Origin of the sequence: Aurantibacter crassamenti (genome assembly GCF_016811105.1) — a bacterium.
Classification (GTDB): Bacteria; Bacteroidota; Bacteroidia; order Flavobacteriales; family Flavobacteriaceae; genus Aurantibacter_A; species Aurantibacter_A crassamenti.
Genome location: NZ_JAFBGM010000001.1, coordinates 2,890,173 through 2,914,420, shown reverse-complemented (window position 1 = coordinate 2,914,420; position 24,248 = coordinate 2,890,173). Strand labels below are relative to the sequence as shown.

At 33.6% G+C, this 24,248-nt stretch carries 26 protein-coding genes and 1 tRNA gene; 19 read left to right on the top strand and 8 right to left on the bottom strand.

What is annotated here, in order from left to right; translation table 11 throughout:
• Window positions 1-8 precede the first annotated feature (8 nt).
• On the top strand, window positions 9-3,140 hold the full coding sequence (locus JQC67_RS11945; protein WP_203253036.1) for a DUF5107 domain-containing protein: 3,132 nt from the start codon (window positions 9-11) through the stop codon (window positions 3,138-3,140).
• A 63-nt stretch (window positions 3,141-3,203) separates the two neighbouring features.
• On the opposite strand, the gene JQC67_RS11940 is transcribed toward JQC67_RS11945, so the two are convergent.
• The gene (locus JQC67_RS11940) at window positions 3,204-4,049 is read right to left on the bottom strand and encodes a DUF2911 domain-containing protein (protein WP_203253035.1); all 846 of its coding nucleotides are present in this window, start codon (window positions 4,047-4,049) and stop codon (window positions 3,204-3,206) included.
• Window positions 4,050-4,232: 183 nt separating this feature from the next.
• On the opposite strand from JQC67_RS11940, the gene JQC67_RS11935 reads away from it, so the two are divergent.
• From JQC67_RS11935 to JQC67_RS11920, 4 genes are all read left to right on the top strand, one after another.
• Complete coding sequence (locus tag JQC67_RS11935) at window positions 4,233-4,730, top strand: SRPBCC family protein (protein ID WP_203253034.1); 498 nt, start codon at window positions 4,233-4,235, stop codon at window positions 4,728-4,730.
• Complete coding sequence (locus JQC67_RS11930) at window positions 4,731-5,423, top strand: SDR family NAD(P)-dependent oxidoreductase (protein WP_203253033.1); 693 nt, start codon at window positions 4,731-4,733, stop codon at window positions 5,421-5,423.
• A 1-nt stretch (window position 5,424) separates the two neighbouring features.
• A complete protein-coding gene (locus JQC67_RS11925; protein ID WP_203253032.1) occupies window positions 5,425-6,735 on the top strand; it encodes a cryptochrome/photolyase family protein in 1,311 nt (436 codons plus the stop codon).
• Window positions 6,736-6,919: 184 nt separating this feature from the next.
• Window positions 6,920-7,918 carry a pirin family protein gene (locus tag JQC67_RS11920; protein WP_203253257.1) on the top strand — a complete coding sequence of 333 codons (999 nt, stop codon included), beginning with the start codon at window positions 6,920-6,922 and terminating at the stop codon, window positions 7,916-7,918.
• On the opposite strand, the gene murA is transcribed toward JQC67_RS11920, so the two are convergent.
• From murA to JQC67_RS11905, 3 genes are all read right to left on the bottom strand, one after another.
• A complete protein-coding gene (gene murA, locus JQC67_RS11915; protein WP_203253031.1) occupies window positions 7,919-9,229 on the bottom strand; it encodes a UDP-N-acetylglucosamine 1-carboxyvinyltransferase in 1,311 nt (436 codons plus the stop codon).
• Between the two features lie 15 nt (window positions 9,230-9,244).
• Window positions 9,245-9,916 (bottom strand): DUF4290 domain-containing protein, encoded by a 672-nt coding sequence (locus JQC67_RS11910; RefSeq protein ID WP_203253030.1) that lies wholly within the window; start codon window positions 9,914-9,916, stop codon window positions 9,245-9,247.
• Window positions 9,917-10,091: 175 nt separating this feature from the next.
• Window positions 10,092-10,379, bottom strand: coding sequence for a DUF493 family protein (locus JQC67_RS11905; protein ID WP_203253029.1), 288 nt, complete (start codon window positions 10,377-10,379; stop codon window positions 10,092-10,094).
• Between the two features lie 227 nt (window positions 10,380-10,606).
• Between JQC67_RS11905 and JQC67_RS11900 the strand changes: the two genes are divergently transcribed.
• The 5 genes from JQC67_RS11900 (at window position 10,607) to JQC67_RS11880 (ending at window position 15,129) form a co-directional block, all read left to right on the top strand.
• Complete coding sequence (locus JQC67_RS11900) at window positions 10,607-11,167, top strand: AAA family ATPase (protein WP_203253028.1); 561 nt, start codon at window positions 10,607-10,609, stop codon at window positions 11,165-11,167.
• A gap of 3 nt (window positions 11,168-11,170) precedes the next feature.
• Window positions 11,171-13,069 (top strand): RecQ family ATP-dependent DNA helicase, encoded by a 1,899-nt coding sequence (locus tag JQC67_RS11895; RefSeq protein ID WP_203253027.1) that lies wholly within the window; start codon window positions 11,171-11,173, stop codon window positions 13,067-13,069.
• The gene (fmt, locus tag JQC67_RS11890; protein WP_203253026.1) at window positions 13,066-14,013 is read left to right on the top strand and encodes a methionyl-tRNA formyltransferase; all 948 of its coding nucleotides are present in this window, start codon (window positions 13,066-13,068) and stop codon (window positions 14,011-14,013) included. Before JQC67_RS11895 ends, fmt begins: the two co-directional genes overlap by 4 nt.
• Before the next feature lie 171 nt (window positions 14,014-14,184).
• Window positions 14,185-14,457 carry an HU family DNA-binding protein gene (locus JQC67_RS11885; RefSeq protein ID WP_203253025.1) on the top strand — a complete coding sequence of 91 codons (273 nt, stop codon included), beginning with the start codon at window positions 14,185-14,187 and terminating at the stop codon, window positions 14,455-14,457.
• Window positions 14,458-14,568: 111 nt separating this feature from the next.
• A complete protein-coding gene (locus JQC67_RS11880) occupies window positions 14,569-15,129 on the top strand; it encodes a YqgE/AlgH family protein (protein WP_203253024.1) in 561 nt (186 codons plus the stop codon).
• A gap of 12 nt (window positions 15,130-15,141) precedes the next feature.
• Here JQC67_RS11880 and JQC67_RS11875 read toward each other — a convergent pair whose 3' ends face one another.
• A complete protein-coding gene (locus JQC67_RS11875; RefSeq protein WP_203253023.1) occupies window positions 15,142-15,990 on the bottom strand; it encodes an aminotransferase class IV in 849 nt (282 codons plus the stop codon).
• A 54-nt stretch (window positions 15,991-16,044) separates the two neighbouring features.
• A complete protein-coding gene (locus tag JQC67_RS11870; protein WP_203253022.1) occupies window positions 16,045-16,428 on the bottom strand; it encodes an START-like domain-containing protein in 384 nt (127 codons plus the stop codon).
• 136 nt (window positions 16,429-16,564) lie between these two features.
• On the opposite strand from JQC67_RS11870, the gene JQC67_RS11865 reads away from it, so the two are divergent.
• From JQC67_RS11865 to JQC67_RS11855, 3 genes are all read left to right on the top strand, one after another.
• Window positions 16,565-16,638, top strand: a tRNA-Met gene (locus JQC67_RS11865).
• A gap of 39 nt (window positions 16,639-16,677) precedes the next feature.
• Window positions 16,678-16,926 (top strand): GIY-YIG nuclease family protein, encoded by a 249-nt coding sequence (locus JQC67_RS11860; protein WP_203253021.1) that lies wholly within the window; start codon window positions 16,678-16,680, stop codon window positions 16,924-16,926.
• A gap of 97 nt (window positions 16,927-17,023) precedes the next feature.
• Entirely contained in the window at window positions 17,024-17,272 is a 249-nt protein-coding gene (locus JQC67_RS11855) for a GIY-YIG nuclease family protein (protein WP_203253020.1), read from the top strand.
• A gap of 165 nt (window positions 17,273-17,437) precedes the next feature.
• Here JQC67_RS11855 and JQC67_RS11850 read toward each other — a convergent pair whose 3' ends face one another.
• A complete protein-coding gene (locus tag JQC67_RS11850; RefSeq protein ID WP_203253019.1) occupies window positions 17,438-17,788 on the bottom strand; it encodes a hypothetical protein in 351 nt (116 codons plus the stop codon).
• Between the two features lie 384 nt (window positions 17,789-18,172).
• Here JQC67_RS11850 and JQC67_RS11845 point away from each other — a divergent pair, with 384 nt between their 5' ends.
• The 6 genes from JQC67_RS11845 to JQC67_RS11820 all read left to right on the top strand — a co-directional run bounded on the left by JQC67_RS11845 (window position 18,173) and on the right by JQC67_RS11820 (window position 22,099).
• Window positions 18,173-19,114 carry a toll/interleukin-1 receptor domain-containing protein gene (locus JQC67_RS11845; protein ID WP_203253018.1) on the top strand — a complete coding sequence of 314 codons (942 nt, stop codon included), beginning with the start codon at window positions 18,173-18,175 and terminating at the stop codon, window positions 19,112-19,114.
• A gap of 153 nt (window positions 19,115-19,267) precedes the next feature.
• Entirely contained in the window at window positions 19,268-19,528 is a 261-nt protein-coding gene (locus JQC67_RS11840; protein ID WP_203253017.1) for a hypothetical protein, read from the top strand.
• Window positions 19,529-19,671: 143 nt separating this feature from the next.
• A complete protein-coding gene (locus tag JQC67_RS11835) occupies window positions 19,672-19,953 on the top strand; it encodes a hypothetical protein (protein WP_238934624.1) in 282 nt (93 codons plus the stop codon).
• 165 nt (window positions 19,954-20,118) lie between these two features.
• Window positions 20,119-20,832 (top strand): DUF6090 family protein, encoded by a 714-nt coding sequence (locus JQC67_RS11830; protein ID WP_203253015.1) that lies wholly within the window; start codon window positions 20,119-20,121, stop codon window positions 20,830-20,832.
• Between the two features lie 253 nt (window positions 20,833-21,085).
• Window positions 21,086-21,529, top strand: coding sequence for a DUF1572 family protein (locus JQC67_RS11825; RefSeq protein ID WP_188599612.1), 444 nt, complete (start codon window positions 21,086-21,088; stop codon window positions 21,527-21,529).
• A gap of 216 nt (window positions 21,530-21,745) precedes the next feature.
• Window positions 21,746-22,099, top strand: coding sequence for a GNAT family N-acetyltransferase (locus tag JQC67_RS11820; RefSeq protein WP_203253256.1), 354 nt, complete (start codon window positions 21,746-21,748; stop codon window positions 22,097-22,099).
• Between the two features lie 690 nt (window positions 22,100-22,789).
• Here the strand turns inward: JQC67_RS11820 and JQC67_RS11815 are convergent.
• Window positions 22,790-24,247, bottom strand: a complete 1,458-nt coding sequence (locus JQC67_RS11815; protein ID WP_238934620.1) for a DUF1501 domain-containing protein — start codon at window positions 24,245-24,247, stop codon at window positions 22,790-22,792.
• Window position 24,248: the final 1 nt, after the last annotated feature.

Here is a 24,248-nt window from a genome sequence, read left to right as displayed (position 1 = left end):
ATTAGTATATGAAGTTGAATTGTAATGTTTTTAAGTTAGTTGTATTTGGTATTTTATTAATAACAACAAATGCCTTAGCCCAAGAGGTAACTATAAAAGAAGAAATACTTTCTTTACCAACCTATGGTTTTCATAAGCCTAACCCCGTACCAATTTTAACTGAAAACCCGAAAATTTTTCCCTATTTCAAATTTGAAGAGTACGAACATGACTCTAAAATGAAAGATTGGAAGGTAATCACACTAGAAAATGATTACATTAAAGTCTACATTTTACCAGAAATTGGCGGAAAAATATGGGGTGCCATTGAAAAGAGTACTGGTGAAGAGTTTCTATACAAAAATGAGGTTGTAAAATTCAGAAATATCGCCATGCGTGGCCCTTGGACCTCGGGCGGTATAGAGTTTAATTTTGGCATAATTGGTCATCATCCTGCAACTGCAACTACTGTTGATTATCTGACCAGAACAAATGCAGATGGTAGTGTTAGCTGTATTGTTGGTAATACTGACCTTCCTTCAAAAACAAGATGGACCGTTGAAATTCGTTTAGAAAAAGACAAAGCATTTTTTGAAACTAATGCTTCTTGGTATAATGCTTCTCCACTCACCGAAAATTATTATAATTGGATGACTGGTGCTGCGGTAGGTACTAATGACCTTGAATTTTTTATCCCCGGAAATAAATACGTTGGGCATAGTGGTGATGCCCACCCATGGCCTATTGATGAAGAAGGAAGAAATCTCGCAATGTATAAAGACAATGACTTTGGCCCTGATAAATCATATCATATTGTAGGAGAAAGCAATGATTATTTTGGCGGATATTACCATGATAAAAATTTTGGTTTTGGTACCTGGGCGCCTTATGAAGAGATGCCAGGTCAAAAATTATGGATTTGGAGTTTATCAAGAAGTGGTGGAATATGGGAAGACCTTTTGACAGATAATGATGGCCAATACATAGAATTTCAAGCAGGTAGACTTTTTGACCAATATACCCCAGGAAAAGTGAACCCAATAAGTCAGGTTGGTTTTGACCCCTATGTTATGGATACTTGGTCTGAGATTTGGTTTCCATATAAAGAAATTGGCGGAATGGAAGACGCATCAAAACAAGGTGTTTTAAATGTAGAATTCAAAGATGGGACTGCTACTATTGGTTTAAATGTATTGCAAAAAACAACGCAAGAACTACAGTTAAAGCTGAACAACGAAATTGTTTTTTCTGAAAGACTAAATCTTAATACTATGGACGTTTATACAAAAAAACTTCCTGTAAAATCAACCGATAAGTTTGAGGTGGCTGTCTTAGGTACTGAATTATATTATACAAATACACTGGGTGCAAATTCTATTAAAAGACCTTTTTATCCTGATGCAGATTTAAAAGTATCAGAAACTGAGCAACTATTTCAAGATGGTGTTGAAGCATTAGAATATCGTGAATATGTTCTAGCGGAATCAAAATTATCAGAGTTAATAAAAATTGATCCTTCTCATCGTGCTGGTTTGAATGCTTTAGCTGAACTTGAATACCGAAAAACAAATTATAAAGCTGCACTTAATTTAGCCAATTCAGTTCTTAAAATGGACACCTATAATTCTGGTGCAAATTATATCGCCGGTATTACTTACAAGGCAACTGATGATTCTTTAAATGCTATTGAATCATTAGGTTGGGCTGCTAGAGATATAAAATATAGATCTGTAGCCTATGCAACAATGGCTGAAATTTATTTGAAACAAAAGAATTATGATAGAGCAAAGATGTATGCTGCAAAAGCCTTAACCTTTAATTTATATAATGTAAATGCTCGTGAGGTACTTTTAGTATTAGCTCGAATTAATAACGATTCTGAAACTTTTAAAAGTTATACCGATGCTTTTAATCAAGTAGATCCATTAAATCGATTTGTTAAATTAGAGAAAGCTAGATTTGATAATTTTAATGAGCCGATGGATTCATTGAAGACCAAAAAAGTGCTAAATGAATTTGAAAAAGAAACCATTCTTAGTTCTGCAATTAGATATCATGAACTTGGTTTTGACACCGAGGCATTACTTGCATTATTATCAAACAAAACCAATGTAAAAAACTCAATTTGGGCCGCTTACCTTCAGAAAGATTCAAATAAAAATGAAAGTGCTCGCTTAATGAACGAAGCAATTTCTGCGCGTCCTAATTTGGTTTTTCCATATAGAAGAGAGACTATTCCGGTTTTAGAATGGGCTGTTTCAAATTATGATTCATGGAAACTAAAATATTATTTGTCTCAAAACTATCTGGCAGTTGGCCTCAGAGATAAAGGTGAAACGCTTCTAAAGGAATTGGGTGACATTCCTGATTCTGATATAGTATACAGATTTAGAGCAACCCTTTTAAAAGATTCTAGTTTTGAAAGTCGTGCAAAAGATTATGAAAAGGCATTAAAATTAGCCGCGTCTGATTGGAAAGTATGGGAAGAGAATATAATTTTTCAAGGAGATAATAAGAAATATGATGAAGCTTATGCTTTATCTAAAAAGGCGTTCAAAAAGTTTAAAGGAAATTATAATATAGAATTGGCACATGCGAAGGCATTATTAAATACAGGGCGTTTTTCTGAAGTAATTAAAGTTTTGAAAAACATTCAGGTGTTACCTTTTGAGCATGCTAGTGAAAGTAGAAAAATATATGAGCGTGCGCATTTGAGTGTTGCCCAAAAATTAATTGCGGGTAAAAAATATAAATCAGCTATTTCTATTTTAAATGAATCAAAAAAATGGCCTGAAAATATTGGTGTTGGTAAACCACATACACCTGATGAGCGAATACAAGATTATTTACTTGCAATTTGTTTTGAGGCGCTAGAAGAGAATTCTAAAAAGAGTGAACTTTTACAAAACATCGTTGATTATACAAATGACAATATTGCAAATTCAGATGTCGATCATCTATTTGGTCTTTTAGCTCTAAAGAAATTAAATAAAGTCGATGCATTATCTGAAACTGTTTCTAAGCTAAAAAATGAAAGTGCAAAAAACCAATTAGCACTTTCATTGTTCAATAATGAGCTAGATGCTGCTCAAGAGTTGAAGCAAGAAAATCATCTAACAGACGATATTTGGCAAGTACTTATATCAGCCATAAAATATTAAAAATAAAAAAGCCCTATTCGCAAGTCGCAAATAGGGCTTTTTCTATTTTAAGCTAAGTCAGTCTTATTTAGCTCCCCATTCTTTCAAAGAATCAGTATTCATTTTTACATAATCATCATTACCAGCTACTTTAGCAGCTTCTAAAGATTTCTTAGCTGCAGCAATAGCACCTTTTTTATCTCCAGATTTAGCATAAATTAAAGACTGCTGACGTAGTTGCCAAAAAGCTGGCTTTTCAGTCATAGACATAGATTTATCAATCCATTCTTTAGCTTTATTGATATCTTTTCCAGAGTTCATGTAGTATACAGCAGCCGAATAATAATCTGTTGCATTCGGACCCGCCATTACTTTATCAATGCTTTTCATGACTGCTTCATCTGTAGCAACCCCAATCTTTACTGGCACATACGTAGACTCCCAAAGAAATCCTAATGTTGCTCCATTATCTGATAAATCATCTATAATAATTGTAAAGGTTTCCATAGACATTGGCATTTGAACAACCTCAGAGGTTACTTTTGCTGCAACCTTAGACTCGTCCAATACTTTTGGAGTACCACCTGCATTCGGCTCATCATATAAATAAACTTCCCATGATGTTGCACTTGGTTTTGTGAAAACTGCATACGAACCAGCTTTTACAGCTGTTCCTCCAAAAGTTACATCTTTATTAAATGTAATTTTTGTTCTAGCATTGGCACCTGTTCTCCATATTTTATCAAATGGAACTAAATCGCCAAAAATAGTTCTACCACGCATAGATGGGCGTGAATACTCAACGGTAACATCCGTTAAACCAACATTTTGAATTAAAGTTGATGAAGGGCTCGGAGCTGGAGCTTCAATTTGTGCATTCATGGTAAAAGAAACCATAGCGACACATAATAATAGTGTGATCTTTTTCATTTTTAATAGTGTTTTAAGTTTTTGCGAAATTACATAGAATGCCATCTGACGATTGTTAATTAAAACTTAAATAAGTGCGTACTTATCTATTCCTGCTCAATTATAAATCAAATGAGTCAATATTTTGTCCAACTTTTAATAAATATAATTAGACAATATTGTATTTTTGTAAAAAGTAGTCGTATGAAATTATATCAACTATATTCAAAACAAGCCTTTCCAATTACACAAAAAACTGCTTGGGATTTTCTTTCTAATCCTGATAATTTGAAAGTTATAACTCCTGATCATATGGGGTTTACAATTCTTTCTGGATTAGATAGGCCAATGTATTCAGGACAAATAATTCAGTATGAAGTTTCACCTTTTCGTGGATATTCGACACGTTGGGTAACTGAAATAACTCATGTAAAAGAGGGTGAGTATTTTGTTGACGAGCAACGTTTTGGCCCATATGCTTTATGGCATCATAAACATTTTATTAAAGTTGTTGATGGTGGAGTTGAAATGGAAGACATAATTGACTACAAATTACCATTGGGTATACTTGGGCAATTGGCTCATCCTATTTTAGTTAAAAAACAATTGAAACAAATATTTTCTTATCGTGAAGAAAAGCTACTAAGTTTATTTGGTTCACTAGATACGCATCAAAAAATACTCGAATTTAAATCCATATAAATGAAAAAAAATATAGTCCTTATAGGTGGTTCCCACGGAATCGGTCGTTCGGTTGTTAATCAGCTACATAAAAATTATAATTTATTTGTAGCTTCTAGATCTAAAGAAGATTTGGGAGATTTAGATATAACGCATATTACTTTTGACGCAATTTCTGAAGAACTAGATGTAAATGTTTTACCAGACAAGATTGATGGCTTCGTATATCTACCCGGTAGTATTAACTTGAAGCCATTTAAAATGTTAGCAATAGAAACTTTTGAAGCTGATATGCTGATTAACTTTTTCTCTATGGTTAGAATAGTTAAATCAATAATTCCGAAGATGGCTGACGCATCAAGTATGGTGTTCTTTAGTTCTGTTGCAGCACAAAAAGGAATGCCATATCACACTAGTATTGCTGCTGCTAAGGGAGCTATTGAAGGTTTTGGAAAATCTTTGGCAGCTGAGTATGCACCTAAAATAAGAATAAACATGATTGCTCCTTCACTTACTGATACAAAGTTAGCCGAGCGTCTATTGAATAATGATAGAAAAAAAGAAGCCAACGCATTGCTAAATCCATTAAAAAGAATAGGCAAAGCTGATGACATAGCGAATATGGTTGTTTTTCTTTTAAGTGAAAAAAGTAGTTGGATGACTGGTCAAATCATTGGTGTAGATGGAGGTGCTAGCACTCTAAATAATAATTAATATGACTGAAAAAGTTTCCATATTCTGGTTCAGAAGGGACTTACGTCTTAATGATAATGCAGGTTTTTATAGAGCACTGCAAGGCGAATATCCTGTTTTGCCAATATTTATATTTGACAAAGAGATATTAAAAAAATTACATAAAAACGATGCGCGAGTTTCATTTATTCATGAAACCTTGCAAAAAATGCAATCGGAACTTCAAGAAAAACATGAAAGTACAATTGCCTTATTTCATGACACACCAGAAGAAGTTTTTAAGAAATTAGTGAATGACTATACTATTCAAGAGGTTTATGCCAATGTTGATTATGAACCTTATGCTACTGAACGGGATAAGGTTATCAAGAACTTTTTACTTCAAAACAATATCGATTTTAAAACATTCAAAGACCAAGTAATTTTTGAAAAAGACGAGGTTGTTAAAGCAGATGGCGACCCTTATGTTGTGTACACCCCATATAAAAATAAGTGGAAAGAAAAGTTCAAAGCAGAAAAAGCATTAAAAATATATGCTACTAAACCTCTTTTTAGCAACTTAGTTAATCACAAGAAGTCGGCTAACCTTACACTTGAACGTATCGGCTTTAAAAAATCTACTATTAAAGTTGAAAATTATACCGTAACCCCTACCCTAATTGAAGATTACGAAAAGACACGTAATTTTCCGGCTATAGAAAACGGCACTTCTAGGTTAGGTCCGCATTTGCGTTTTGGTACGGTATCAATTCGACAAATGGTTAAAAAAGCTATTGCTCAAAAGAATGAAGTTTTTTTTAATGAACTGATCTGGAGGGAATTTTTCATGCAAATTCTATGGCACTTTCCACATACTACAAAAAAGGCATTTCGACCAAAATATGATCGCATTGAATGGCGTAACAATGAAGCGGAATTTAAAAAATGGTGTGATGGCGAAACTGGTTATGCATTGGTAGATGCCGGCATGCGTGAATTAAATATATCTGGTTATATGCACAACAGAGTTCGTATGCTGGTTGCTAGCTTTTTATGCAAACATCTTTTAATCGATTGGCGATGGGGAGAGGCCTATTTTGCTGAAAAATTATTAGATTATGATCAAAGTGCCAATGTTGGTAATTGGCAATGGGCAGCTGGTAGTGGTGTTGACGCAGCTCCTTATTTTCGAATTTTCAACCCTATTACCCAAGTTGATAAATTTGACAAACAAAAAGAGTATATAAATAAATGGGTTACTGACTTGCAAGATCTAACATATCCTGCGAAAATGGTAGACCATAAAGCCGCTCGTGAACGTTGTCTTCAAGTGTACAAAGAGGCCTTAAAATAAAAGAAAATTGTTATCTTTAATTAGATTTACAAACACTTATCTGCTTAGGTAGTTTCCAAAATTTTATACTTGTTTTACAACTATTTAAATATAAAATTAGATGGATGAAGATGAAGGAAATTTATGTTTTGCAAACAACAAAGAGGTAAGATCAGAATACCGCGAATCACAAAATCAAAACTTTATGAGTAATGCCATTCTTAAAATATATCCATTGGCTTTTCCGTGGCAGACTGAAGATCCATTTTTATTTTCAGTGTATCATTTAGATTCTTATCCGAAGGGTAATGATGAAATGGGACCAGCAACTTCTTTAGAGAATCGAAATTTAGGTAACGATTTTACCATTAAAGATGGATGGCGAATGTATCATGGCACTACTATTCCTGGATTCCCGTATCACCCACATCGTGGATTTGAAACAATTACCATTGTGAATAAGGGTTTTTGTGATCATTCTGATTCGTTAGGAGCCGCCGGAAGATTCGGAAAAGGTGATGTGCAATGGATGACTGCTGGGCGTGGCGTGCAGCATTCTGAAATGTTTCCACTACTAAATAAAGATAAAGAGAATCACTTAGAGTTATTTCAAATATGGTTGAATTTACCAGCTTCAGGTAAGTTTGTTGATCCACATTTTAAAATGTTGTGGCATGAAGATATTCCAATAGTAGAAGAAAACAAGGCTACTATAAAAGTTATTGCTGGTGATTATAAAAACACGATTGCACCCGAGCCAGCACCGGATTCTTGGGCTATAGAAAAAGCGAATGAAGTAGCAATTTGGAATATTCATATTGAGGCAAATAGTACTTATGTATTGCCTAAAGCGCTAACTGAAGTATCTCGAAATTTATATTTCTATGAAGGCTCTGAGGTACATATTTCTAATGAGAAGGTTGCACAAAATCATGGTGTATCTTTAAACCCAAGTTCAGATGTAGAAATTAAAACTGGTGATACCAGCGCTCATTTTATTGTACTACAAGGTAAACCTATCAATGAACCTGTGGTTAAACACGGTCCGTTTGTAATGAATACCGAAGAAGAGATTCACGCTACTATGAAAGAATACGGTCTAACGCAATTTGGAGGTTGGCCTTGGCCTTATCCTGACCATGTTCATGATCGTGACAAAGGCCGTTTTGCTTTATATCCAGACGGAACTTTAATTGAAAAATAGTTACGCTATTCTTTCAATCTTCGCTCCTATTGCTCTTAGTCTTGTATCAATATCTTCATAACCACGATCAATTTGTTCGATGTTGTGAATGGTAGAAGTTCCTTTTGCTGATAAGGCGGCAATTAATAATGAAACACCAGCTCTAATATCTGGTGAAGTCATTGTTGTTGCTTTTAAAGTAGATTTAAAATTATGGCCAATAACTACTGCTCTATGAGGATCACAAAGAATAATCTTAGCCCCCATGTCAATTAATTTATCGACAAAGAACAATCTACTTTCAAACATTTTCTGATGTATAAGTACCTCGCCTTTTGCTTGAGTAGCCATTACTAAAATGATACTTAACAAATCAGGTGTTAGTCCTGGCCAAGGTGCGTCAGAAATAGTTAGTATAGAACCGTCAATGTAGTTTTGAATTTCGTATCCATCTTTCTGTTGCGGAATGTAAATATCATCACCTCTGCGCTCTATTTCAATGCCTAGCTTTCTAAAAACAGTTGGTATTTGACCCAAATCATCCCAGCTAACATTTTTAATAGTGAGTTCACTTCTTGTCATTGCTGCAAGACCAACCCAACTACCAATCTCAATCATATCTGGTAACATTCTATGCTCGGTACCGCCTAATGAATCAACACCTTGAATGGTCAAAAGGTTTGAACCGATGCCAGAAATTTTAGCACCCATTCTATTGAGCATTTTGCAAAGCTGCTGTAAATAAGGCTCACATGCTGCATTGTAAATGGTAGTTTCACCTTCTGCTAAAACAGCAGCCATTACAATATTAGCCGTACCTGTCACCGACGCTTCATCTAAAAGCATATAGGTGCCTTTTAGCTTTTCAGCTTCTACACCATAAAAATATTCTTCTTTATTATATCTGAATTTTGCGCCAAGGTTGATAAAACCTTCAAAGTGGGTATCTAAACGTCTTCGTCCAATTTTATCACCACCTGGTTTCGGAATATACCCTTGTCCAAATCTTGCTAATAACGGACCAACCATCATAATTGAACCACGTAATCCACTACCATCTCTTTTGAAATCTGCAGATTGCAAATAATCTAAATTAACAGCATCTGCTTGAAATGAATATGAACCTTTACTTAACTTTTCAACCTTAACTCCAAGATCTTTAAGTAATTGTATTAGTTTATTTACATCTACAATATCAGGTATGTTGTTGATGATTACTTTTTCTGCTGTAAGAAGTACAGCACAAAGAATTTGCAAGGCTTCATTTTTGGCTCCTTGCGGCGTTATTTCACCGGAGAGCTGATGGCCTCCTTCAATTTTAAACGTTCCCATCTAAGATTTGAGGTATTAATACCGTTTTTTACCGCGGTTATTGTTGTTATTTCGTTGATTTTTCTTGTTTGAGTGACTATTGCTACTGCGACTATTACTCTTACTCAAACGGTTTTTAAGAAATTGTTGACTTTCAGTAAGGTTCTCTTCCTTTGAAGCCAAGTCAATAGCACCATCACTTAATTCAATAAGGTGCTTAAATATAATTTTATCTTCAACGGTATCTTTGTTCCAATTGAGATAACATTTTTTCATGTGGTTGGCAATGGCATATTCTAAGCCATCACGCATATCTCCTTTTTCCCAAGATACTGCAACATCAATCATACGTTTGATGTTATTACCGTAAAATCGATATTTAGGAAAATTTTGAGGGTAACTTAAGGGTTCTGGTTTCTCTTGTAACATTTCCTTTGTTGTAATCGGAAATGGTGAGTCAACATCTAATTTAAAATCAGACATGATAAACAATTGATCCCAAAGCTTGTGTTGAAAGTCAGGCACATCTCGTAAATGCGGTTGTAAATTCCCCATAACGCTTATAATAGCTTGTGCTACCTTATTACGTTCATCTCTATCTTCAATAGAAATAGCATGTTCTACCATTTTTTGAAAATGACGACCATACTCGGGTATGATTAAATGTGATCTTTCTGTATTATATTCTATATTATCTACTAAATTCAAATTGTATTGTTTAAGCTTTTCAGCGTATTAGTATAACGTTGGCAAAATAACAAAATTATGCGGGTGAAACTATTTTATAGTGATTTATGAATTTCTTCTAAACCTTGATACGTCAATTAGAAACGGCCTTTGATTAATTTTCAATCAAATATTTACAAGATAAATTCTCCGTTTGTTATAAAGATATCACTCCTTCTACTTTACCTACTTCTTTATATTTTTCTATTACTTGATCTGGACTACTAAGATTTACGGTCACTGAAACACTAGTATACTTGCCCTTTTTAGACTTTTTAGATTCAATTACCGCCCCCATATTATCAAAAACATTTTGAATCTGTTCGATTTTTTCGGGATCCGATGGTACAATAAATTTATACAGATAAATTGATGGCCATGTTGCAGTTTCTGAAAGTTGGGTCTTTAATCTCGAATAGAATTCTTCAGATTTACCAGTATCCATGCAAAATTTTTTACAAATATAATATTTTGACAGCTATTATTGAGCTATACAGGTAACCCATTTTTACAGGATTACTTCATTTTATGATTGTACTGAGTAAGCATTTCGATAAAAAAGTGTTTTTGATTTATGGCTATGGATTAATTATACGATAGATTTTTACTCAAAATACTGTTTTACTAAGGGGTTACGTTTTCTATTTCATTTCTTTGTAAAAAAGTATTTCATTGAATTCTAAAAAAATTGTGATTACCGGAGGGCCCGCAACGGGTAAAACATCTGTTATTCAAGGTATAGAATCCTTAGGATATATATGTTTTCATGAATACATTAGAGAACTAACTAATGAAGCAAAAGATTTAGGTGATTTGGCTTCTTTAGAAACCAACCCAATTAATTCAGTTGCTGATCCGCTAGACTTTAATAGAAAATTATTAGACGGGCGAACAGATCAATATAAAAAGTCAAAAAAAATAAATGAAAATTTAATATTCTTTGATCGTGGAGTTCCAGATGTATTGGCCTATATGAATTTTTATCAGCAAGAATTAAAATCTGAATTTATTGATGCCGCTGCTGCCTATCAATATGATTTGGTTTTTTTACTGCCCATGTGGAAAGAAATTTTTGCTACTGATGAAGAACGTTTTGAAAGTTTTGAGGTTGGTTTAAAAATTCAAGATTATCTTAGAAAAAGTTATACCGATTATGGGCACAACGTTATTGAAGTTCCATTTGATAGTATTGAAAATAGAATTGACTTTATTCTTAAAAAAGCTAATAACTAAAAGGTGCAAAAAAACCCTCATGACATTTTAAAACAATATTGGGGTTACGATAACTTCAAAGGATCGCAAGAAAAAGTTGTTTCTGCTGTTTTAGAAAAACGTGATGTTTTAGCATTACTACCAACTGGGGGTGGTAAATCACTCTGTTTTCAATTACCTACACTTTTGAATGATGGTATGTGCATTGTTATTTCCCCATTAATTGCACTCATTCATGACCAAGTTGAAAGCTTAAAAAATAAAGGTATTAAAGCCCTAGCGCTAACAGGTGGAATTTCACAAGATGAAGTCATCAATTTATTAGACAATTGCCTTTACGGAAATTACAAATTCTTATACCTATCACCTGAGCGTTTAAAACAAGAACTAGTTCTTAAAAGAATCGAAGCTATGAATATTAATCTCATAGCTATAGATGAAGCGCATTGCATTTCGCAATGGGGGCATGATTTTAGACCTGCATATCTTGAATGTGGTATGTTGCGATCTGTATTACCTGATACACCTATAATAGCACTAACGGCTACTGCTACTGAACAAGTGTCTAAAGATATAATTGATACACTCAACCTTGATACCCCTTTAACAGTAAAAGATTCTTTTGCCAGAGATAATATTGCATTTCAAATTGTTAGAACTGAAGATAAAAGATATCAACTAAAACAATTATGTGCAGCGACAAAAAAAAGTATCATCATTTATGTTAGAACGAGAAGGTCTACTGTAGACATTACTCGTTATCTTAATGGAAATGGCTTTAAATCCGATTTTTTTCATGGCGGATTAAACAAGAATGAAAAAAAGAAAAAGCTAAATAATTGGTTACAAAACACTTCGCAAGTTATGGTAGCAACCAATGCATTTGGTATGGGTATTGACAAACCTGATGTTGCATTGGTCGTTCATTTTCAAATTCCAGATTGTTTAGAAAACTATTTTCAGGAAGCAGGAAGAGCTGGAAGAGATGGTCAAGCCTCAAAAGCTGTTTTGTTAACCAATAAAACTGATGAAGCCTATGTAAGTTCTCAATTCTTAAGTGTTTTACCTGATACGCAATTCATAAAAAAGGTTTACAACAAACTAAACAACTATTTTCAAATATCGTATGGTGAATGGGTTGAAACCGCCTTTCAATTTAGCCTATACAACTTCTGTAATACCTATAAGTTTAATACGCTAAAAACATTTAATGTACTTCGAATTTTAGATCAGTATTCTGTATTAGCATTATCCGAATCTTTTTCAAAGCAATCAGAAGTAAAATTTATAGGTTCAAAAAATATGCTTTTTGACTATTTAGATCGAAGTTCTAAAACCACCGTCACCATAATTCAAACGCTGCTAAGAACTTACGGTGGCCTTTTTGATTTTGAAACTAAAATAAACACACAATTAATTTCTAAAAAAACAAGCCAGCCAGAGGCCCTAATACTTAAAGTATTGGTGCAATTAGAGAAAGATGCTCTAATTGAATACAAGGCTCAAGACAATGATCTTGAAATAAACTTTTTAGTACCTCGTGAAGATGATAGTACTATAAATATGTTTAGCCGAAAGGTAGAAGAATTGCATAAAATTAAAACTGAGAAACTGTATAGTATGTTACGGTATGTTCAGAATACTTCAGTATGTAGAAACAGAATGTTACTTTCTTATTTTAATGAGGATAAAAAAAAGGACTGCGGAAAATGCGATATTTGTACTGCAAATGTGAGTGCGGATATTAACCTTGAAATAAACCAAATAATAATCGGTCTATTAAAAACTGGAAATAAATCATCACGAACATTAATAGAAATAACGGGTCTTCAACAAAATATAATTCTTAATAGTATACAATACTTATTAGAAGAAGAGCAAATCACAATTAATTCAATAAACGAATACCAATTAAATAAATGAGAAAACTGAGAATTGTTTTTATGGGAACTCCAGATTTTGCGGTAACCACCTTAGACACTATTAATAAAAGTGATCATGAGGTAGTTGGCGTAATTACAGCTCCGGATCGCCCTGCTGGTAGGGGTAGAAAATTGCAACAGTCAGCCGTAAAACAATATGCCTTAGCAAATGATTTGACAGTTCTTCAACCTAAAAACCTGAAAAGCGAATCGTTTTTAGAAGAATTGAAGACGCTAAATGCTAATCTTCAAATTGTGGTGGCATTTCGAATGTTACCAAAAGTAGTTTGGCAAATGCCAGAATATGGTACGTTTAATCTTCATGCATCGTTATTACCAAATTATAGAGGTGCTGCTCCTATTAATTGGGCAATCATAAATGGAGAATCTAAAACAGGAGTGACAACTTTCTTTATTGATGATAAAATTGATACAGGTGAAATCATCCTACAAAAAGAAATTAGCATAGGTAAAAATGAATCAGCGGGTGAACTACATGATAAACTCATGAATTTAGGTGCAAACCTTACTTTAGAAACCGTTAATTTAATTGCTGAAGATAAAGTTACGACTACAAAACAAGTTGTTGATGATGAAATAAAATCTGCTTATAAAATATTTAAAGAGACCTGTCAAATTGATTGGCATAAGAGTATTGATGAAATTCACAATCATATAAGAGGTATGAGTCCGTACCCAACAGCGCACACAAATCTTACAACCAATGGTGAGACTATTTTTCTTAAGATTTACAAAGCTTCTATGCTAAGGGAATCTCATTCTAATGAAATTGGTAAGGTAATTGCCACAAAAAAGGAGCTTAAAATAGCTGTTGATTTGGGTTACATCTTACTTGAAGAAATACAGTTACCAGGCAAAAAAAGGATGCCTGTAGCGGCATTATTGAACGGTTTAAAGTTGTCAGAAAATGCCAAAGTTGGCTAAACCCCTGTCTTTATTGGCCTTATGAGTGTAAAAAAAAGCCTACTTTATCAACAAACGCCCTGAGTTATTAACAAAAAAGCCAATTTCCCCCCGTTTTACTTGCGTCCGAAGCAAATCGCTATAAATTTGTAAGTAGTAAATAATTTTAACAACAATTAATTTAATTACGTTATGAACAAAACAGAATTAATCGATGCAATGGCAGCTGATGCTGGCATCACGAAAGCAGCAGCAAAAAAATCATTGGAATCTTTCTTAGGAAATGTTGAAAAATCTCTTAAAGGTGGTAACCGTGTATCTCTAGTAGGTTTCGGATCTTGGGCAGTTTCTAGAAGAAATGCAAGAGAAGGTAGAAACCCTTCTACTGGGCAGACTATCAAAATCGCTGCTAAAAACGTTGTAAAGTTTAAGGCAGGTTCTGATTTGGCTAATTCAGTAAACTAGTCTTTTACAGTTATAGTATTGAAGCGTTCGCCTTTTTGGCGGACGCTTTTTTTTTGTACTACTTTGGTATTAATAAGAATTATCTTATTTTAGATTGAAATCAAAACCGAAATGGTCGATATAAAGCCTAAAAAAGGACAACTATTAATTGCCGAACCAGCCTTAACAGGTGATGTTTCTTTTAACCGTTCTGTTGTTCTTTTAGCAGAGCACAATGAAGATGGATCAGTTGGGTTTATCTTAAACAAACCATTAGAATATCAAATCACAGATTTGGTTAATGAAATTGAAATTCCGTTTCAAGTGTATAATGGTGGGCCAGTTGAACAAGACAACCTTTATTTTATTCATAAAGTACCGCACCTTATTACCAATAGTATTGAAATTTCAGATGGTATTTATTGGGGCGGTGATTTTGATACTACCATTAACTTAATTAATACTAAAGTAATTACCGAGAAAGATATACGTTTCTTTTTGGGTTATTCTGGTTGGTCTTCTTTTCAATTGAATGAAGAGCTTTCTTCAAAGTCTTGGATTGTTGTCAAAAACGAATATGAAAGCGAGATAATTCAAAAATCTACAGATGCTTTCTGGAAAGAAAAAATGAAACAATTAGGGGGTAACTATCTTATTTGGTCCAATGCTCCGGAAAATCCAAATTTAAACTAGCCAATTTTATTGCTATCCTAGTTTTACCATTTCATTCAATTTACCCAACAGCTTTGTAGTACCTGAAAAAGTGTATTCTTTTTTTCGGTATTTGGTAATAGGTATTAATCCGTCTTTAATTGTAGCAATAAAAAGTTCATCTGCCTTTTGAAGTTCAAATGGCGAAATAGAGGCTTCTTCAAAAACAAAATCTTCTGTATCAGCACTAATCTTAATTATTTTATCTCTAATTACGGTATTTAATGAACCATCATTTAACGGAGCCGTTTTAATGGTGTTTGCTTTTACCAAAAACAAATTGCCCACTAATGAGCCAACTACCATTTTATTATGATTTAGCACTAAGCAATCATGGTAATCATTTTCATCAGCAAAAATACTTCCTACAACATTTAGAATTTTATTGGTGGTATTGATTGTAGAGAGCATATCACCACTAACATAAAAATCTTTGAATAATTCAACCTCATATAAATCATCTTGAAAACTATATTCTAAAATATTAGAAGCTTTTGTTTCAATAAAATAGGCGACTTCTCTGGTCTCGGGTAAAATTTTATTAGTGGTTACATTTCTAAAAACAAATACATTTACAAGCGTTGTATTATTTTCCAATTCATTCTCTCGAATGGTTTTTAGAATTTCATCTTCAAGAAACTCCATAGTAAAACTCATAGGTATCTCCATACGTAAAACGCGCATAGCAGCCATGAGTTTTAGATAATGGTCTTCCCAGAATATAACTTTACCATTAACCACCCTTAAAGTCTCTGTTAGGGCGTCTCCATAACGCAGTGCTCTATTCTGAGTACCGAATAATTCTGATGTAGTTGCTACGATGTTTCCGTTAAAATTTACCATAAAAAAAGTCCCGAATTTTTATCGGGACCAAATATACTTCAATAATGTAACTTCTTATTTTGAACCTAATACTTGTTTTAGGCTAGACACTTGATTTTCCCAAAGCATTTTTGCCTCATCAACTTCATCTTCTTCTGCAAAATCAGTAATGAATAATGATACATCTTTGGTAATCTCGTCAACAATGATTTTCATTTCAAAAAACGAATCATCTTCATTCTCTACCCAAGTAAACTTTACAAAATCATCGCTTTTTCGTTTCAATAATTTTGCATCCTCTTCAGAGCCATCCCAAATAAAGCTAAATATCTCACCACGTGAATTAACATTATCAGCAAACCACTCTGAAAGCCCTGAAGGCGTTGACAAATAGGTGTATAACAATTGGGGAGATGATTGTATTACAAATTCAATTTCAAACTTTATTTTATCGTCCATGTAAACAGTTGTGTTTCTATGGGCAATATATATAAAACCGAATGATTAAAAAATATTTAATGAAGAATATTTTAATTGGTGTTTTTTGATGAAGATGAAATTAAACTATATATTTGCACCCGTTTTTAAAAACAATGGCGAGGTAGCTCAGCTGGTTAGAGCGTCGGATTCATAACCCGGAGGCCGTGGGTTCAAGTCCCACTCTCGCTACTAAAAGCTCCCTTTACGGGAGCTTTTTTATTTTTGTCTATGGATGAATTTGTCGTTTATATATTGTATTCTAAAAAGTATGACAAATTCTACAAAGGGTTTACTACCAATTTAATTGATAGATTTAAATCGCACAACTCACTTGCCACTAAGGGGTACACCATTAAATACAGACCTTGGATGGTTGTTCATGTTGAGTTTTTCAATAATAAAAGTGATGCTTTAAAAAGAGAAAAATTCTTAAAAACTGGTGCTGGAAGGGCATGGATTCGTAAAAACTATTTATAAGCGTGGAGGATTCATATCCGCCATAGGCGGACGTGGGTTCAAGTCCCACTCTCGCTACTAAAAGCTCCCTTTACGGGGAGCTTTTTTATTTTTGTCTATGGATGAATTTGTCGTTTATATATTGTATTCTAAAAAGTATGACAAATTTTACAAAGGGTTTACTACCAATTTAATTGATAGATTTAAATCGCACAACTCACTTGCTACTAAAGGGTACACCATTAAATACAGACCTTGGATGGTTGTACATGTTGAGTTTTTCAATAATAAAAGTGATGCTTTAAAAAGAGAAAAATTCTTTAAAACTGGTGCTGGAAGGGCATGGATTCGTAAAAACTATTTATAAGCGTGGAGGATTCATATCCGCCATAGGCGGACGTGGGTTCAAGTCCCACTCTCGCTACATTTGTTAAAGCAATAAAACAAACGGTTTGTGTACACACAAGCCGTTTTTTTATGGTCAAAACTTAAATATTATATACTTCTAAACCTTCAAAACACTGATTTTACTCTAATTATTATCAGCATCTGGTGGTAGTACATTTTCATCTTTTATGTTCTTTTCAGGAATTGACGTCATAAATTCATGAACACATGTGTCCGCCTTGGCTCCGTAACTAGAAAGAATAGTTCCTTTTCCGCCATCTGTTGTTTCTATCACATAAAGCAATGACATATCTGAAGGGTTGCTCATACCTTCATATCGGTGTTCCTTAAGTATAGTTACTTCTTCAGGTGTGTATGCTTTTTTTGTTGTGAATTCTTCTAAACGATTGTCCACTACCCTATATTGACTGGTATACCCAATTGCTTCATAACGATGAATGTAATCGGTCTCATGCTTTGCAAACTCATTTTCCATAGATCTTTATTTATAAAAATTGGCAAGTAGTTCTTGTCTCTTACTTGAACAATTTATTCGAATTAATTAATGCTCTTTTAGTACCGTTAAAATTAGAGATGATTGTAAAAAGTGATGAACTTTATAACATTTAATTTTGACTCAAATCACATGTGATTAGTACGCTAATCAATTGAGAAAATAGTATTAACTAGAATCTATATCACAATAAAAAGTAGAATAACTGACTTATTTACAATTACATACTTGGTGGGATCACAATAAAAAAATATGTGCAAGTACCCTTAATTACTTTCAGAAACATTAAAAATCCCTTAGATTAGTAATACTAAAAAAGGTATAAACGTACCTAGGTACGTTTAGCCAATTGTTGTAGCACATTTGATGAAGAAACTGCAAAAAATAGAATTAATAGATAAAATCGGAAGAGAACTTCAAGAAAGAATGAAGTTCAACGAAATTGATGGCTATTTTGAAAGTTACGGAATACCAACTGACCACCAACCAAGTTACAACAGTAAATACGTTTATGTTAAGGAAGTTTTACCGAAAGTAAAAGATGAAATTGTATTAGAAATTGCATCTGAATTAGGAATTGAACACGAAGCTGTTTCTTCAATTCCTGTTAAAGTAAAAGAAAGTGAAGCGACATTTTGGAAACCTGGACATTTTAAACTTTTTGTTAGTCATTTAGCAAGTTTTAAAAAAACAATTGGAATTCTAAAAGCAGAACTGGAAAAATATGGAATTTCATCATTTGTAGCACACGAAGATATTGAACCAACAAAACAATGGCAGGACGAAATAGAAAAAGGACTATTTTCAATGGACGCTTTTTGTGCTGTATTAATGGAAGGATTTAAAGAAAGTAATTGGACTGACCAAGAAGTTGGAGTTGCTGTTGGTAGAAATGTATTAATTATACCTATTCGCCGAGGACTTGACCCTTATGGATTTATTGGAAAATATCAAGGATTTCAAGCAATCGGAAAAAATGTAGGTCAAGTAGCAGAAGGAATATTTGAAATTATTTCTAGAAACGAGAAGACAAAAACTAAATACTTGAATACTCTTGTAGAATTAATTTTACTTTCAAACACGGCTAATCAAGGAATTGAAAGACTAAAAGCGCTGAGGAAAATTAAAGATTTACCGAAAGAAAAAGTTGAATACTTACAGGACAAAATAACTGATAATGAAAACCTGAAAGAAACTAGATTTCTAAATCCTTTTAATGAAATAGCGTGGAAATATAAATTGGATGGATTAAGTCTAAAATCATTTGAAAAAGCTAAAGAAGAGGATTATGACGATTTACCATTTTAAAAAACGTGCTACAACAATGTATAACCGCAATTACGGCGGATTCGACTACGTCAGAATCCACTCGGAATTGCTAACGTCAGTGCTAAACCGAAAATTAACGCATATTAACCCGTAACTGACGGTTATACGAGACCGTTGTACAACATACCCGAAATGAACAAACTGCTGACAATTTCACTTCTGATTTTCTTATTTCTGTCTTGTAAAAACGATAAGAAATCTGAATTGGAATTTTATGCAGAAAACCAAACTTCATTCTTCGATTTGAGAAATGGAGACTGGACAAAAAACTCGTGGATTAAAAAACCTGAAAATCTAAAAATGGTTCACGAATCATTTAAAAAATTTGGTTACGACAAACTCGAAAACCTGATTTTTAAAAGCGACAACGAATTTTTAATTCAAGGAATTTAAATTTCCAGAATTTAATTGACAGTCTGGAATTGACTTATAATAAACCAGGAATACAAACCAAATATTACGCTGAATTTTGGAATCGCAGAAAAACGGAGAAAAACGACTCAATCGTTTATGAAATAATCCGAGAATTCAACTCAATGAAATTAGATGAAAGACAGCTGAACTATGAAAACCAGTTTGTAAATGACACATTGGTTGACCTTTTAAAAATTGAATTTCAAAACGAAAATCTGAATTCTAAAAAAGCGGAATCTGATTTTTATAAATTAAAAAAATACGGACTTAATCAATCAGCTTATAACCTACTCTACGAACGAGCAGAATATTCGGAATTGGAATTAGACCGAGAGAAATTAGAAAAGGAATTGAAAAAAACAACGGAATTTGAACAACCTTGGTTTATCGATAATGAAAAATAAAGTACGTTGTACAACAATGTATAACCACAATTACGGCGGATTCGACTACGTCCGAATCCACTCGGAATTGCTAACGCCAGTGCTTAATCGAAAAACAGTAACTTAAAACCCGTAACTGACGGTTATACGAGACCGTTGTGCTTCATTATCAGAAACCGCTAACCAATGATAAAATTCTTTAGAAAAATTAGAAAAAATTTACTCTCTGAAAATAAATTTAGTAAGTATCTGATTTATGCAATTGGTGAGATTGTACTTGTGGTTATCGGAATTTTAATTGCATTAGCCATAAATAACAAGAATGAGAACAGAAAAGAAACAATTGCAATTAACAATGTACTTCTTGAAATTAAAGATGATTTGCTACAGGATAAGGCAGAATTAGAATTTTCACTCGAAGCTCATACTAAAGACTTAGAGGCTCAGCTTAGAGTAATCAAGGCATTGGATTTGAACGATAGTTATAATGAAAATTTGCGCACTGACTTTGGACGAATTTACTTAGCTCGTACCTTTTATTCGATTTCAAAAGGATATGAATTATTAAAAGAAATGAACCTTTCATCCTCATTAGACAAAAATCTTCGTATTGGCTTAACTAAATATTACGAACAGGATATACCTAGTGTCTATCGTGAATTCGAAGATGACAAAATGGAATTTGAGACTTATTGGTTACCTTATCTTAGAGAGAATTTCGAAGAATGGGAATTTGGAGAATATGCTGTTCCTTATGATTACAATCAGCTTTTAGAAGATAGCAATTTAATTTCTGCTACAAAATTCAATTGTGTTAATTTAAAGGGAACAATTAGGGAATTAAATAGAGCATTAAATTCTGCCTCTAGCTTAATAGAGGAATTGTCCTTAGAAGAATAGATTGTCAAAAATAACGAAAGCACAACAACATGTATAATTCATTGCTAGTACTAGCCTACTTACGAAAATTCACGCGGATTTTCTACCAGCCTGCCGGCTGGCAGGTTCGGTTTGTATTTGCTAAATTAGGTGCTTAAAACACGCCACTAATCATACACAATACCGTTAGTGGTAATTACACAACATCAGAATCTGATTTACACTTCGAGATAAATAAGTCTTAAATACTAATGAAAATTAATAGATTTTACAAATGAATAAAAACGAGTTAATAACCTTTTTTGAAAGTGACCTGAACAACTTAATCACTGAAATAGAACTTTATAAGAATGAAGAGAATATTTGGCGAATAGAAAAAAGCATCTCTAATTCAGCAGGAAATTTAACTTTGCATTTAATTGGGAACTTACACACTTTTATTGGAAAAGAAATTGGAAAAACAAACTATGTTAGGAATAGAGAACTTGAATTTACTCAAAAAAAAGTTCCAAGAATTGAATTGATTAACAGTATAAATACCACCTTAGAAATGGTTAAAAAATCACTGTTATCTATTACAAACGAAGAATTGAAAAACGATTATCCAATTTTGAAGTTTTCCAAAGTAGAAACAAATGAATACTTACTAGTTCATTTAATAAAACATTTGACTTATCATCTTGGACAAATAAATTATCATAGGCGGCTAATAGATTAATAAAGGCTACCACTAACAACGTATATAAAAAATAGCGGTTTTGGTGCTTAAACGAAAGATAAATAATAAAATAAAGGTCGGTTATAAACCGAAGAGTTAGTGTTTAAAAACCCGCTACTTTTCATATACAAAACCGTTGTGCACAAGCTAAAAAAACGACTAATCGAAATGAAAAATATAGAATTTAAAATCGGAATAGTTCCAAAAACATCTTAAATAATTGAGGTTTATGATAGTTCGGGAATCAAAAGACCGACAAAAGATAGCGACCGAATTACTAAAATGTATAAAAATTCTAATTTGATTATAACCGCGTGGTTGAATAATGAACTGATTGGAATATCACGCTCAATAACTGATTTTTGTTATGCTTGCTATTTGTCGGATTTAGCTGTGAAAAGCGAATACCAAAAAGAAGGAATCGGAAGGCAACTAATAAAACTGACAGAAAAAGAAATAGGTAAACAAACTGCATTAATTTTGCTTTCCGCACCATTAGCAATGGAATACTATCCTAAAATTGGATTTGATAAAGTTGAAAATGGATTTATAATACGTCGAACTGAATAATTTAATTTAGATATAAAAAAGCCTGATGCACAACACTGTATAAAAATAATTGCGGTTTAGTGCTTAACCAAAGGTCGTTGCGAGTTTGTAACGTCTGATTTTCCTTCGGAAAATCCTCGCATACAAACCCGCAACTATTCTTATACAAACACGTTGTGTGTAATAAAAGAAACAAAACTAATAACAAGCGATAATTTAATACATGAAATTATGAGCTATTGGCATACTGCTAAACCACTAAATGATTATCTAAACAATGCGATAAAATCATAGAGAATTGCGTATGATGAATTTTTAGCAGACCGAATTATACAAGCCTTAAACGAAAAGAAAACTTCATTTGAAGAAAAAAAATGATGGGAGGTTTGTGTTTTATAGTTGATGGCAAAATGTGTATTGGACTGGTTATTGATAAAAACGAAGGAACTACTAGAATAATAGCAAGAATTGGAGAAGTTGAATATCAAAAAACTTTACAATAGAATAGCTGTATTGAATTTAACATTACAGGACGTGCAATGAAAGTTTTTGTGTTTGTTTCTAGCGATGAAATAGTTTTGCAAGAAGATTTAGAATATTGGGTTCAATTATGCTTGCGCTATAACCCATTGACAAAGTCAAGTAAGAAAAATTAGCAGTTGCTAACAATACATCCTTTGAAAAGTTTTATTCCAGTTCTTGTTATCTTCTCTAAGCCAAAATATCTTTAATAACATGACCGTGAACATCTGTCAGTCGAAAATCTCGTCCTTGAAAACGATAGGTCAACTTTTCGTGATCTAGCCCCAATTGATTTAAAATGGTTGCCTGAATATCATGTACATGTACTTTACCGCTAATTGCAGAATAACCTATTTCATCAGTTTCACCATGGGTATGCCCTCTTTTGATTCCTCCGCCGGTCATCCACATCGTAAAAGCCTCATTATGATGATCACGCCCAAGAAAATTCTTCCCAGTACGGGCCTCCATCATTGGCGTACGTCCAAATTCTCCACCCCAAACAATCAATGTGTCTTCTAGCATTCCTCTTTGTTTAAGGTCTTTTAGAAGTGCTGCTATTGGCTGGTCAATTTGCTTACATTTTCGTCTTAAGCCATCACCAACGCCACCACCAGGTCCGGCCCCATGCATATCCCATCCATTATCATATAACTGCACAAAGCGAACACCATTTTCTACCAAACGACGTGCTAAAAGACAATTGTTTGCAAATGAATTTTCTCCTGGAGTAACTCCATACATCTCTTGAATGTAATCTGGTTCATCATCAATGTTCATCACTTTCGGAACCGAAGTCTGCATCTTATACGCCATTTCATATTGCGAAATTCGGGTTAAAATCTCTGGATCTTGGGCTTCTTGATATTCCAGCTCATTAATTTTATTAATAGTTTCTACAGATTTTCTTCGCATCTTACTATCAACACCCTTCGGATTTTTTAGATTTTGTACCGGAGTACCTGTAGATTTACATTGCACACCTTGATGTACAGTTGGTAAGAATCCACTACCCCATAGCCGCTTCCCTCCTGTTGGTCCTCCTGCAGAAAGTAAAACCACAAAACCTGGTAAATTTTCATTTGGTGAACCAAGTCCATATGTAACCCAACCACCCATACTGGGGCGACCCGTTCGTGGCGAACCCGTCTGCATTAAAAACTGCGCAGGTGCATGATTAAATTCATCGGTATGTACTGATTTTAGAAACGTAACCTCATCGGCTACTTCTGCAAATTTTGGCAAGTAATCTGAAACCCAAGTGCGTGATTCTCCATATTGTTTAAAAGTACTTTGCGGACCTAACATTTGAGGTACACCTCGTATAAAAGCGAAGCGTTTCCCTTCAAGTAAAGAAGGTGGACATGACTGCCCATTCATCTTTTGAAGCTCAGGTTTGTAATCAAAAAGTTCTAGTTGTGAAGGCGCCCCAGCCATGTGTAAATATATTACATGTTTTGCTCGAGGTACAAAATGTGGCACTCCTACACCGCCACTAGGAGCCGATAGATTATTGGCGAAAAGATTTGCTCCGCCCATTAATGACCCTAAAGTTACGGCACCCATGCCTGTTGCACATTTTTTTAAAAAATGTCTACGAGTGTTATATTCACTTTGTCTATAATGTGCTTCGTTTAAAATATCCATG